Raw genomic sequence first — 12,570 nt, 5'->3', positions numbered from 1 at the left:
CCAGCAGTAAAAATAGAAAATTGAATGGTTTTTTACCATGAAATCTGCAGGGAGTTTTTAGCGTTTATCAACATAAAAAAAGACCGGCAAAAAACCGGCCTCTCTTCTTTTTCACAGCGCGTTGTTTTAAGACAACACTGTTTCAAAATTTTTGGCATTCTGCAACGTGGTCTGCACATTGTTGCGTTGTTTTGTTAAAATATCCTTGGTCGTTGGGGGCAAAGTGGTATCATTGATCACTTCGTTATATTCCTCAACGGCAGCTTCTTCGCCACGTTCCACTTCTTTTAGAATAGCTTTTTCGTCATTGGATGTAAAAGTACTTCTAATGTCCATCCACGTTCGATGCATAGAGCCTTTTGTGCTTCCGCCTTTATCGGGATCTTCGCCAAAGTTTTTTATTTCACTTTTAAGTTGGTGTCCAAAATCGTATCGGTTTTGGGCCTGCTCTTTAAAAAACTCTTTTAGCTTAGCATTGTCAACAATCTCAGCTGCTTTTTTGTAGCCTTTTTCGGCATCGTAATTTTTTTCCAGCAAATCGTTTACACGTTTTGATATGTCTTCAGTATATTCCATAATGGTATATTTTAAATTAATTGCACTTTTTAATAATTTCAACTAAACTTAATATAGGAACTGAAACTTATTTAAACGAACAATTAACCCAACCTTAAAACAATTTAACAGAGTTTAACCCTTGCAGTCATTGGGTTTTCACGAGATTACAAGGAGTTTTTGGTATTTTTAAATGTTGAAGAAAAAATATTGAATGGATTAAAATTTCAGAAAAGAGACAAAAAAGGCGCATTGGGTTGACTTTCAAACAAAAAATGTTGTATTTTTGCCGTCCGTAAAAACGGAATAGGTTTGAAACGGCACCTCAAACGACTGTTGGGGGAGTTGTTGAACCTATCTTTTTAAAAAGGGCTGAAGCCACAATTAAAAAGGATTTCATAAAAATTATAACCGGGGTCGGGAACCTCAAAAATTAATTAACATGCCTTTAAAAATTAGATTACAGAGACACGGTAAAAAAGGAAAACCCTTTTACTGGATCGTTGCGGCGGACAGCCGAGTGAAAAGAGATGGTAGATACCTTGAAAAAATTGGTATTTACAATCCAAACGTTAACCCTGCCCACATTGAACTGGATGTGGACGGTGCTGTAAACTGGCTTCAAAACGGAGCGCAACCAACCGATACGGCACGGGCCATCCTTTCGTACAAAGGGGCTTTGCTTAAAAACCACCTTGCCGGTGGCGTTCGGAAAGGAGCCTTGACCGAAGAAGAAGCCGAAAAGAAATTCAACGCTTGGTTAGAAGAAAAAGCCAAGAAAGTAGAAGGAAAACGCACCAAGCTTTCTGAAGCCGAAGAAAAAGCGAAAGCCGAAGCCTTAGCTGCCGAAAAAGCGATTACCGAAGCTCGCCTCGCCGAAGCCAAAGCGGCCGAAGAGGAAGCAAAAGCTGAAGAAGAAGCCAAGGCAAAAGCCGAAGCGGAAGCCAAAGCAGCCGAAGCTAAAGGCGAAAAAGCTTCTAAGGAAGAAGAATAAAGCGTAGCCTAACGATGCAAAAGTCAGCTTGTTTCTACTTAGGCAAGATCGTTAAAAAATACAGCTTTAAAGGGGAGTTGTTGGCCAAACTGGACACAGACGACCCCGAACAATTTTTGGAAATGGAATCGGTTTTTGTTGAACACAACAAAAACCTGATTCCATTTTTTATTGAATCGCTTTCCTTGCACAAATCTACATTGTTGCGCATTCAATTTGAAGACGTTAAAACCGAAGCCGATGCCGACAACCTATTAGGGGACGCATTGTACCTGCCTTTAACCATGTTGCCCAAATTAAGTGGCAACAAATTTTACTTTCACGAAGTAATTGGTTTTACCGTTACCGACACCCATTTTGGACTCGTAGGGACCATAGCTGGAATAAACGACACTACCGCACAAGCCCTTTTTGAAATTGAGCGCGATGGGAAACAAGTGTTAATCCCTATCAATGACGATTTAATTGAAAAAGTAGATCGGGAAAAGAAAGACATTCGCATTACCGCTCCGGAAGGGTTAATTGAGCTGTATCTTTAATTTGTGATTTTCATACTTTTCTCGTTCCTCGAAACACGTTGCCGCCCAATCTATGTTCTATTCTATAGTCCAAAATCTTCTACCTTTATTATAAAACAATTCAAATTAACCAACCGTGAGCAAGCCTTTCCATTTTAAGCAATTCACCATTGAGCAAGATCGTTGTGAAATGAAAATTGGCACCGATGGTGTGTTGGTAGGTGCATGGGCTTCACTAAAAAATCATCCCTCCTCTATTTTGGATATTGGCGCCGGTACCGGTATCATCGCGTTGCAACTGGCACAACGAAGCGTTGCCGAATTAATCGACGCCATTGAAATTGACGAAAACGCATATGAGCAATGTGTGGAGAATTTTGAAAACTCATCTTGGAGCGATCGGTTGTTTTGTTATCACGCTTCGTTGGAGGAGTTTGTTTCTGAAATTGATGATAAATACGATTTAATTGTATCCAATCCACCGTTTTATGACGCCCCTCTGCCTTCGGCATCTCTCCCAAAGGATGAGAAAAAAATTTCTGCATCCCGAAAATTGGCGCGGTTCAATGATGCCATGCCTTTTGAGGATTTAGTAGCAAGTGTTTCCGCTTTGCTTTCTGAAACAGGCATTTTCTCTACCATAATTCCGAAGAAAGAAGAAAAAGGCTTCATTGAATTGGCTTCAGCTAAAGGACTTTTTGTCAACCGTATTTGCAGGGTTCGCGGTACAGAAACTTCCGAAGAAAAACGCAGTCTTTTGGAGTTTTCATTTACTGAAACGACTCCTAAAATTGAACAGCTCACGATTGAAATAAGCCGCCATAATTATACTGAAGCCTATAAAAAGTTGGTGCGCGATTTTTACTTGAAAATGTAGGAGGTTAGACCCGTGATTTTTACATTTGTATTCCTTAAATTCACAAAATCATGAAACCAGACTTATTTGAAGCTCCAGATTATTATAATATCGACGATTTATTAACCGAAGAGCACAAACTCATCCGCGATGCTGCGCGTGATTGGGTAAAACGTGACGTATCGCCCATTATCGAAGAGGCAGCCCAAAAGGCCGAATTTCCAAAATCGATTATCCCGGGCCTTGCCGAGATTGGCGCTTTTGGCCCCTATATTCCTGAAGAATACGGCGGTGCCGGATTAGACCAAATAAGCTACGGCCTCATTATGCAAGAAATTGAACGGGGCGACAGTGGCGTTCGCTCTACTGCTTCCGTACAATCTTCGTTGGTTATGTATCCTATTTGGAAATACGGTACCGAAGAACAGCGTAAAAAATATTTGCCAAAATTAGCCACCGGTGAGTGGATGGGGTCCTTTGGCCTTACAGAACCCGATCACGGTAGCAACCCTGGTGGGATGGTTACCAATTTTAAAGACAAAGGCGATCACTACTTATTGAATGGCGCCAAACTATGGATTTCAAACTCCCCATTTTGTGATGTTGCCGTAGTCTGGGCAAAAAATGAAGAAGGCCGCATTCACGGTTTGCTGGTAGAACGCGGTATGGAAGGGTTCACCACACCGGAAACGCACAATAAATGGTCCTTGCGTGCCAGTGCAACCGGCGAGTTGCTTTTTCAAGACGTAAAAGTGCCCAAAGAAAACTTACTGCCCAATAAAAGCGGTTTAGGCGCACCGTTAGGTTGTCTGGATTCTGCCCGCTACGGAATTTCTTGGGGAACCATCGGGGCGGCCATGGACTGCTACGATACGGCCTTACGGTATGCAAAGGAGCGTGTTCAGTTCGGAAAACCTATTGCAGCATTTCAATTGCAACAGAAAAAATTGGCCGAAATGATTACCGAAATCACCAAAGCACAATTGTTAGCGCTTCGATTAGGACAGTTGAAAAATGAAGGGAAAGCCACCTCAGCCCAAATATCGATGGCAAAACGCAACAATGTGGATATGGCATTGAAAATTGCGCGTGAAGCCAGACAAATATTAGGCGGAATGGGCATCACTGGCGAATACAGCATTATGCGCCATATGATGAACCTTGAAAGCGTCATCACTTACGAAGGCACGCACGACATCCATTTGTTGATAACCGGCTTGGATATTACGGGCGAAAATGCTTTTAAATAATGAGAAAACTCCTTATAATTCTGCTTTTAGTGAGCAGCGTCTCTGTTTATTCTCAAGAAAAGGATTTAACAAACGTAAGCATCGATGGACTGTTGGGCGAAACCCAGTTCAGTAACGATCATCCCGATGCGATGGAACTGGTTTGGTGGATACCCACGGAATTCTGGGAAATTTCATTTTTACAAGACGGCTCTTCTTCCGAAGCAGATATTCAAGCCCTCAAAGCGTTATTTGAAGGATACGAATTATTTGCCATTGTAAAAGGTAAAATTGGCTATTTTGGCGGTATTACCTATGAACCTTTAGAAGCAATTTTAAAAGAACTGAAGGTACGTTACAAAAACACCGACTTGAAGCCTGTACAGAAAGAAGAAATACCTTCGGATCTCTTAAATTTTCTTTCGGCTATGCAGCCTATGATGGCCAATTTGTTCGGTACCATGGGCGAAAACATGCATTTTGTATTGATGCAAGACAGCAGCTCAAAAACCGTACTGCCCATTAAGGCTACCGGCAATGACAATTTGACCATCACTTTGGCCGATTTTACCAAAGAGGTCGATTTGCCATTATCTAAACTTCTAAAAGAAAAAGTTTGCCCTGTAGATAACGCTATGCATTCTGGTAAATGGCACTTTTGCCCGTTTCACGGTAAAGAGTTAATCGCTCAATAACCACTATTAACAATCTTTTATAACAGGCACTGCAATACTTGCGGTGCCTTTTTGTTTTCTTGAAAAAGAAACCTATGATTGCCCAGATCAACAAGCGAATACAGCCGTACCGCGATACCTTGCTCCACCATCCGCTGTACAGTGAACTAAAAACGGCCAAACACCTTAAAACCTTTACGGAACACCACGTGTTTGCCGTGTGGGATGGTATGTCATTGTTAAAATCGTTGCAAAACAATTTAACGTGCACAACTATCCCTTGGACTCCTAAAGGTGATCCCGAAACGCGTTATTTAATCAATGAAATAGTGTTAGTTAAAGAAACCGATATCAATATTCAGGGCGATTGCCAAAGCCATTTTGAAATGTACCTCGACGCTATGAAAAAAGCAAAGGCCAACACACGTCCAATTATTGATTTTTTAGAGCGGTTGGAATACACTTCTATTTCCGAAGCGATTAAACAATCTGATGTGCCTAAAGCCGTTAAAGAATTCTTGAGATACACTTTTATGATACTTGAAGAAAACGAGCCCCATAAAACAGCAGCCGCTTTTACCTTTGGAAGAAAAAATATTATTCCGGAGCAGTTTTCTGAAACTATCAAAAAAATTCAGCAAAACATTCCAGAGGAAGATTTAAGGGGGTTGGACTATTATTTTGACCGCAATATTGAATTGGAAAAAAGCAAATACGGGGCTATGCCCTTGCAAGTACTTAAAAGCCTCTGTGGTAAGGACGGCAAAAAATGGCGCGAAGCCGAACGAACCATCGTACAGTCCCTACAGGCAAGAGAACAGTTGTGGGAAGGGGTGCTGTCTGAAATTTTAAACGACAAATTCGCGCAACATTAATTGCTAATTGTATCTTTAGAAAAAGAAATAACGAATGTCCTCTCAAAAAAGAATTACGAAAGCCTACAAAACCGCGCGGCGTATTTCTTTTAACGACGATTCAAAATTTATCATCTTTAGTGATTGCCACCGGGGCGACAACAGTTTTGCCGATGAATTTGCCAACAATCGAAATATTTACTTTCACGCCTTAAAACATTATTATAAAGAAGGTTTTACCTACTGCGAATTGGGCGATGGAGACGAACTGTGGGAAAACCGCACGTTTCAATCTGTATTTGAAGCCCACCAAAACGTATTTGAACTGCTTCGGAAATTTTATGCCGAAAATAGATTGTACCGCCTAATTGGCAACCACGATATGGTGTATAAAAACCAAAAATATGTGGAGAAAAACCTCTTCAGTTATTTCAATAAAGTTACGGGAAACGACGATCCGCTTTTTCCTGAAATAACCTTTACCGAAGGGCTCATTCTAGAACACGAAGAAACCAAGCAAGAGATTTTCATGCTCCACGGCCACCAAGCCGATTGGTTGAATTATCACGGATGGAAACTCAATCGGTTTTTGGTACGCGCTATTTGGCGGCCCTTGCAGGTTTTTGGCATTGGTGATCCCACAAGCCCGGCCCGAAACTATAAAGAACTCATAAAAGTAGAACGACGTACCAAAAAGTGGATTATTGACCACGATAACTTATTTACTATAACCGGCCACACCCACCGTCCGCGTTTTCCCGAACCGGGCGACATTGCCTATTTTAATGACGGTAGTTGCGTACACCCCCGAAGCATCACTGGTTTGGAAATAGAAAACGGCAAGATTGCATTGATAAAATGGAACATTTCAACCACCGAAGACGGAACGCTAAAAGTAGTCCGTCTGCTGCTGGAAGGACCTAAAAAAATAGCTAATTATAGTACTGAATAACCCAAGTGGAATTTACAAATTTAAAAATCACAAATATCAAAAAAGAGAGATGCCTGTTCTGGTCGAAGTGCTGGATGCTGGGAAATTTTAAAAACATGTAAACAAAACATTATGAAGAAAACAATTTTGATTTTTACTTTATCGGCAATTTCTTTTCTATTTCTGAGTTGTTCCGCACAAAATAAAACTATTCAAAACAATAACATCAATTCGAACTATAAGTACTTAGCTCTTGGTGATAGTTACACCATTGGCGAAAGTGTTTGTGACACCTGTAGATTTCCAGAGCAGTTAAAAAAAGGGCTTGACGGGAGGTTAAATAAAAATGGTAATTTGAAAATAATTGCCAAAACCGGCTGGACCACCACCGATTTGTTAAACGCAATTGCCCCACAAGAACCAGCAAGCAATTACGATTTAGTAACGCTATTGATTGGCGTTAATAATCAATATCAAGGGATGCCGTTTTCAGTTTACGAAAAAGAATTTCCTGAACTATTAGACAAAGCCATTCAGTTAGCTAGCGGTAATAAAGACCATGTGATTGTGGTTTCCATTCCCGATTATGCGTTTACCCCATTCGGACAGACAAAGGATAATACACCTAAAATTTCAGAAGAATTAAACCGGTACAATGCTTTTGCGGAAAAAATTTCAGAACAAAAAGGTGTTGCTTTTGTAAATATTACCCCAATTACAAGAAAAGGATTGGCCGATGAAAGTTTGGTCGCTTCAGATGGATTGCACCCGTCAAAAGAAGCGTATGAGCAGTTTGTGAAATTACTGCATGCAAAAGCAATTAATATTTTAAAAGATTAGTTATTCCGACTGAGGCACGACAAGGAATCACACACCTCATTCAACCAAAATGATAATTAAAAAGAAGCAATTGAAAAGTAGAGTGTGAATAGCAGGTGCGATTTCTCTCCCGAAACTTCGGGATCAAAATGACAAGTAGTGCGTTACAACTGGGATGTGATCGCTCCCTCGGGTCGAGATGACTGAGACTAACTTTCCGGGGCCAATTCCACCTTTAAACCGTCCAATTCTGAATGAATGTGTATTTGACAGCCCAAACGACTGTTATCCTTAACGTGAAAGGCCTCGGCGAGCATTAAGTCTTCATCGTAGCTCATTTCGGGCAGTTCGTGATCGCTTTGCACGTAACACTGGCACGAAGCGCACATCGCCATGCCGCCGCAGACACCGATGGTTCCTTCAGGAGCCAACTCATACGACCGTATCACTTCCATAAGGTTCATGTTCATATCGGTTGGCGCGTCAACAATATGGGTTTTGCCTTCGCGGTCGATTATGGTTATTTTTATGTCTTGCATTCTTTATATGAAAATAGCATATACCAACAAGGTTTTAAAAACCTTGCAGGATAGACAATTAATTCTTTTAATTTATTGCTTTTACAACAGCTTTGGGGGCTTGTTTTTTACTTCCGTCAAATCCTTCCACGCCTCCTACGGTGGTATATTTCATAACATAGCGTTTGTCTGGGAAAATACGTTGGTACGCACTTTGGCACATCAGTGTTGCTTCGTGGAAACCACAGAGAATCAATTTTAACTTTCCAGGATAGGTATTGACATCCCCAATAGCGTAAATGCCTGGAATATTGGTCTGGTAATCTAGCGTGTTATCTACTTTAATGGCGTTTTTTTCAATTTCCAATCCCCAATCTGCGATAGGACCAAGTTTTGGTGCCAAACCAAACAACGGAATAAAGTGATCACATTCCCTATTGAACACATCGGCTCCCCGTTTTATGGAAACGCCCTCCACGTGTTCTTTTCCATGCACATCTATGACTTCGGCTGGGGTTATCAACTCTATTTTGCCCAGGTTTTTCAGCTCTTGCACTTTTTCTACACTGTCCAAGGCACCACGGAACTCATTTCTACGATGCACCAAAGTTACACTGGATGCGACATCGGTCAAGAAGATGCTCCAGTCCAATGCGGAATCGCCCCCTCCGGCGATGACGACGTTTTTATCGCGGTACATTTCAGGATCACGTATAATGTATTCCACCCCTTTATCTTCATAGTCTGAAATACCCGTGATAGGCGGTTTTCGCGGTTCAAAGCTTCCCAATCCGCCAGCAATGGCCACAACGGGGGCGTGGTGTTTCGTTCCTTTATTTGTAGTGACGATAAAGGTGTCATCGTCTTGTTTTTCTATGGTTTGTGCTCTTTCGCCTAAGGTAAAACCGGGTTGAAACGGTTCAATTTGTTTCATTAAGTTATCTACCAAATCGCCGGCCAATATTTCAGGGAAAGCAGGGATATCGTAAATGGGCTTTTTGGGATAGATTTCGGCACACTGCCCGCCGGGTTGCGGCAACGCATCGATTAAATGGCATTTCAGTTTCAACAATCCGGCCTCAAACACAGTGAAAAGCCCCGTAGGGCCAGCACCGATAATCAAAATATCTGTTTTTATCATGAATCCATTTCGTCTTTAATTCTGTAAAAGTAGAGCTGATTTAGGTTTTATAAACTGACAAAAATCAATTTATTCCACATTTATCACTTGTTCAATTTGCGGGGCATGTTTTTTAATGGTCATTTCCACACCGCTTTTCAAGGTCATTTGGTTTACGGTACAGCCTACGCAGGCACCTTCTAGGCGAACCACGACTTTTTTGCCATCGTCTATGGAAACAAGGGAAATATCCCCACCATCGCTTTGAAGAAATGGTCGTATTTCTTCTAAAGCATCTTCTACTTTCAATTTTAATTCTTGTTCTTTCATATTATTTTTTAACGGCACTGCAACCGGCCATAGTCGTAATTTTAATGGCTTCGGTTGGGGGGAGATTTTCGTTACGGCGTACCGTTTGCTCCACCACGTTTTTGGTTACTTGCTCAAAAGCCTCCTCGGTAGGGGTGGCTGTTTGTAAAGCTGCCGGACGGCCTACATCGCCAGATTCCCGGATGCTCTGTACCAAAGGCACACCTCCCAAGAAAGGAATGTCCAAATCTTCTGCAAGGTTTTTGGCGCCTTCTTTTCCGAAGATGTAATACTTGTTTTCCGGTAGCTCTTCGGGGGTAAAATACGCCATATTTTCTATTATTCCCAATACGGGCACTTGTATATTTTCCTGTTGGAACATAGCGACACCTTTACGCGCGTCGGCCAAAGCCACATTTTGCGGGGTACTTACCACAACTGAACCTGTTAATGGCAGGGATTGCATGATGCTCAAGTGGATATCGCCCGTTCCTGGGGGCAGATCGACCAACAAGAAATCCAGTTCGCCCCAATCGGCATCAAAAATAAGTTGGTTCAAGGCTTTGGCTGCCATTGGCCCTCGCCAAATAACGGCTTGGTCTGGTTTTGTGAAAAACCCGATGGAAAGTATTTTAACGCCATAGTTTTCTATGGGTTTCATTTTACTTTTACCATCCACTTTTACCGAAAGCGGTTTTTCCATGGCCACATCGAACATAATGGGGATAGACGGCCCATAAATATCGGCATCCAGAATACCTACCTTAAAGCCCATTTTTGAAAGCGTGACCGCCAAGTTTGCCGTGACGGTAGATTTACCTACGCCGCCTTTACCAGAAGCCACCGCTACGATATTCTGGATTCCCGGAATGGGTTTCCCTTTTATCAAGTTTGGATTTTGTTTTTGGGCAGGGGCTTCTACTTTTATGTTAACCTGAACCTTAGCATCGGCATTGATTTTTTCCTGAATGGTTTTAACAATATCGGCTTCGGCTCTTTTTTTAATGTGCAACGCTGGGGTTGAAAGGGTAATGTCAACAATCACCTCATCGGCAAATGTTACGACGTTTTTAACGGCCCCGCTTTCCACCATGTTTTTTCCTTCACCGGCAACGGATATGGTTTCCAGTGCCTTAAGTATGTCTTTTTTGTTCAATTTCATTATCGTCAATACATTTTTCTGGAACCCAATTTACATCGCGATTGGTGCAACCCGAGCAAATGCGTGGATTTCACGTTTCCAAATTGAATTTCACTAATTTAGATTTATTCTAAAGTACAAATATAAAGGTATTAGTTCGGATTTTAAAGCCCTTGGATTGAAATGATTTATGTGTGGATAGATTATGACGAAGGCCAGAAGCTGAAGGCCTCCAAGTTGAAAGCGAACGGCTTATTAAGGTAAATTATTTGTTTTATCAAATTGTCAATTATATAGCACACACAACCCTTAAAGCTCTTTCGTAGGATCCCAAAAAAACTTTTCAAAATTTTGAATTTGATTTTCGATCACTTCTATCCCTTCGCTCTCCAATAACTGTTGCATTAAATTGGTACCTTGAAAATGGTGTTTTCCGGTGAGCATGCCGTTTCTGTTGACGACACGGTGAGCGGGAATGTCAGGATTTTCGTTGCTGCCGTTCAGCGCCCAACCTACCATCCGGGCGCTTCCCGATGAACCCAAATATCGGGCAATCGCCCCATAACTGGTTACCCTTCCGTAGGGAATTTGCTTGGTAACCTCATAAACCTTTTCAAAAAAACCTGTTGAAGCCATCCTAAATTTCCTGTAATATTTTCAATAAGGTAATTACCGAAATAGCCGCGGTTATAATGCCTATAATGAAGTTCATATTCACGTTCAGCTTTTTTTGGTCGTCTTTTTGCCTAAAAAACCAAACATATATCGCCAAAACGGCAAAAGTGCCCAAACCGGAACCCACTACCGTGCTCCACAGTCCTGGTTGCGCAAAACTGAACCATCCAAAACCTGCAAAAGTAATGCTAATATAGACCCAATACGGCAATGGCAGTAGATTGACTAAAGCCAGCAGCATTCCTGAAATCAATCGGTTGGTTTTAGAATGCTGTACATCGTCTGGCAACTGCCTCCGGGTGTCTTTTGCTATAAAGAAAAAGTAAATGGTAATGCATATAAAAATGCCCAGCGCCACTTTTTGAAGCATGGAAACATACTCTGGGTGCTGGTCCAAAAACCGGGCAAAGAACAAGGCGACCAAGGTTTGCAGCATAACCGTAAAGCAGACGCCGGCAGAAAACAAGATGCCTTTTTTACGGCCTTCTTTCATACTCACTTTTGCCGCGTACATATTTAGCAAACCGGGAGGGACCACCCCTACAAAAGCTGCTATAAAGCCAATGGCAAAATTTACAAGTACGGTCATAAAAGCCCTGTTTGTGCTGTGAATATAAGCAAAATTATCTACCTGCACGTTCGCCTGAAGGCTTGAACCTAAACCTGATGTAGGTGATCTTTTTGTTTTGTTCTAAATATTGCTGTTCGTAAAAGGTTTGGATGCTGGTAACTTCCTTAGGCGAATGGGGGTTGCCATATACATCGTGATGGGCATAGTCTATTTCTTCACCCAGGCCGTGCAAAAGACCTAAGGTATAGCCGTGCATAAATTCGCTGTCGGTTTTTAAATGCACCAATCCGCCCGGTTTTAGTATTTTTCGGTATTTGTTCAAAAACTCTTCGTTGGTTAGGCGGTGTTTGGTTCGTTTGTATTTTATCTGCGGATCGGGAAAGGTGATCCATATTTCATCTACTTCATTTTCTTCAAAAAGCAGGTCTATTAATTCAATTTGGGTCCGCAGAAACCCCACATTGTCCAGGTTTTCTTCTAAAGCGGTTTTCGCACCACGCCAAAAACGGGCGCCTTTTATATCGATGCCCAAAAAATTATGGTCAGGATAGTTGCGCGCCAAATTTACCGAATATTCGCCTTTGCCACAGCCCAGCTCTAACATCAAAGGTTTGTTGTTTTTAAAGAAATTTTTCTTCCAATTCCCTTTAAGCTTTAAGCTGTTTGAAAATACCTCCTCGCGCGTTGGTTGGATCACGTTTTCAAACGTTTCGTTTTCCTTAAACCGTTTTAATTTATTTTTACTGCCCACTGTTGCCTAATTTGTACGAGTTTTATGATTATTTGGTAAAAGTAAGGAAATATTG

At 41.6% G+C, this 12,570-nt stretch carries 16 protein-coding genes; 8 read left to right on the top strand and 8 right to left on the bottom strand.

From position 1 onward, the window contains the following. Nucleotides 1–126 precede the first annotated feature (126 nt). Nucleotides 127–576: a ferritin-like domain-containing protein gene (locus DDV96_RS10245; RefSeq protein WP_116694681.1), complete on the bottom strand. Its 450-nt coding sequence runs from the start codon at nucleotides 574–576 to the stop codon at nucleotides 127–129. A 421-nt stretch (nucleotides 577–997) separates the two neighbouring features. Between DDV96_RS10245 and DDV96_RS10240 the strand changes: the two genes are divergently transcribed. The 8 genes from DDV96_RS10240 (at nucleotide 998) to DDV96_RS10205 (ending at nucleotide 7,451) form a co-directional block, all read left to right on the top strand. Further along, on the top strand, nucleotides 998–1,549 hold the full coding sequence (locus DDV96_RS10240; RefSeq protein WP_116694680.1) for a 30S ribosomal protein S16: 552 nt from the start codon (nucleotides 998–1,000) through the stop codon (nucleotides 1,547–1,549). Nucleotides 1,550–1,563: 14 nt separating this feature from the next. Continuing rightward, nucleotides 1,564–2,088 carry a ribosome maturation factor RimM gene (gene rimM, locus DDV96_RS10235; RefSeq protein ID WP_116694679.1) on the top strand — a complete coding sequence of 175 codons (525 nt, stop codon included), beginning with the start codon at nucleotides 1,564–1,566 and terminating at the stop codon, nucleotides 2,086–2,088. 115 nt (nucleotides 2,089–2,203) lie between these two features. After that, nucleotides 2,204–2,944 (top strand): tRNA1(Val) (adenine(37)-N6)-methyltransferase, encoded by a 741-nt coding sequence (locus tag DDV96_RS10230; RefSeq protein ID WP_116694678.1) that lies wholly within the window; start codon nucleotides 2,204–2,206, stop codon nucleotides 2,942–2,944. Nucleotides 2,945–2,994: 50 nt separating this feature from the next. Continuing rightward, nucleotides 2,995–4,173 carry an acyl-CoA dehydrogenase family protein gene (locus tag DDV96_RS10225; protein WP_116694677.1) on the top strand — a complete coding sequence of 393 codons (1,179 nt, stop codon included), beginning with the start codon at nucleotides 2,995–2,997 and terminating at the stop codon, nucleotides 4,171–4,173. Then, the gene (locus DDV96_RS10220; RefSeq protein WP_116694676.1) at nucleotides 4,173–4,847 is read left to right on the top strand and encodes a hypothetical protein; all 675 of its coding nucleotides are present in this window, start codon (nucleotides 4,173–4,175) and stop codon (nucleotides 4,845–4,847) included. The genes DDV96_RS10225 and DDV96_RS10220 overlap by 1 nt, the downstream gene beginning before the upstream one ends. Nucleotides 4,848–4,921: 74 nt before the next feature. Next, entirely contained in the window at nucleotides 4,922–5,701 is a 780-nt protein-coding gene (locus DDV96_RS10215) for a DUF3050 domain-containing protein (protein WP_116694675.1), read from the top strand. A gap of 34 nt (nucleotides 5,702–5,735) precedes the next feature. Then, nucleotides 5,736–6,632 (top strand): metallophosphoesterase, encoded by an 897-nt coding sequence (locus DDV96_RS10210; RefSeq protein ID WP_116694674.1) that lies wholly within the window; start codon nucleotides 5,736–5,738, stop codon nucleotides 6,630–6,632. Between the two features lie 111 nt (nucleotides 6,633–6,743). Beyond that, the gene (locus DDV96_RS10205) at nucleotides 6,744–7,451 is read left to right on the top strand and encodes an SGNH/GDSL hydrolase family protein (protein WP_116694673.1); all 708 of its coding nucleotides are present in this window, start codon (nucleotides 6,744–6,746) and stop codon (nucleotides 7,449–7,451) included. Nucleotides 7,452–7,639: 188 nt separating this feature from the next. Here the strand turns inward: DDV96_RS10205 and DDV96_RS10200 are convergent, their stop codons facing one another. The 7 genes from DDV96_RS10200 to trmB all read right to left on the bottom strand — a co-directional run bounded on the left by DDV96_RS10200 (nucleotide 7,640) and on the right by trmB (nucleotide 12,515). Beyond that, entirely contained in the window at nucleotides 7,640–7,969 is a 330-nt protein-coding gene (locus tag DDV96_RS10200) for a 2Fe-2S iron-sulfur cluster-binding family protein (RefSeq protein ID WP_116694672.1), read from the bottom strand. A 67-nt stretch (nucleotides 7,970–8,036) separates the two neighbouring features. Continuing rightward, nucleotides 8,037–9,089, bottom strand: coding sequence for an NAD(P)/FAD-dependent oxidoreductase (locus DDV96_RS10195; RefSeq protein WP_116694671.1), 1,053 nt, complete (start codon nucleotides 9,087–9,089; stop codon nucleotides 8,037–8,039). 69 nt (nucleotides 9,090–9,158) lie between these two features. Further along, nucleotides 9,159–9,398: a NifU family protein gene (locus tag DDV96_RS10190; protein ID WP_116694670.1), complete on the bottom strand. Its 240-nt coding sequence runs from the start codon at nucleotides 9,396–9,398 to the stop codon at nucleotides 9,159–9,161. A 1-nt stretch (nucleotide 9,399) separates the two neighbouring features. Then, a complete protein-coding gene (locus DDV96_RS10185; protein ID WP_116694669.1) occupies nucleotides 9,400–10,539 on the bottom strand; it encodes an Mrp/NBP35 family ATP-binding protein in 1,140 nt (379 codons plus the stop codon). A 288-nt stretch (nucleotides 10,540–10,827) separates the two neighbouring features. Further along, nucleotides 10,828–11,154 (bottom strand): MGMT family protein, encoded by a 327-nt coding sequence (locus tag DDV96_RS10180; RefSeq protein WP_116694668.1) that lies wholly within the window; start codon nucleotides 11,152–11,154, stop codon nucleotides 10,828–10,830. Nucleotide 11,155: 1 nt separating this feature from the next. Next, nucleotides 11,156–11,782: a lysine transporter LysE gene (locus DDV96_RS10175; protein ID WP_116694667.1), complete on the bottom strand. Its 627-nt coding sequence runs from the start codon at nucleotides 11,780–11,782 to the stop codon at nucleotides 11,156–11,158. Between the two features lie 34 nt (nucleotides 11,783–11,816). Then, entirely contained in the window at nucleotides 11,817–12,515 is a 699-nt protein-coding gene (gene trmB, locus DDV96_RS10170; RefSeq protein WP_116694666.1) for a tRNA (guanosine(46)-N7)-methyltransferase TrmB, read from the bottom strand. Nucleotides 12,516–12,570: the final 55 nt, after the last annotated feature.

It is taken from the genome of Marixanthomonas spongiae (assembly GCF_003095375.1).
Taxonomy (GTDB): Bacteria; Bacteroidota; Bacteroidia; order Flavobacteriales; family Flavobacteriaceae; genus Marixanthomonas; species Marixanthomonas spongiae.
The sequence above is the reverse complement of the archived record's forward strand: the minus strand, read 5'-3'. Positions and strand labels throughout refer to the sequence as shown.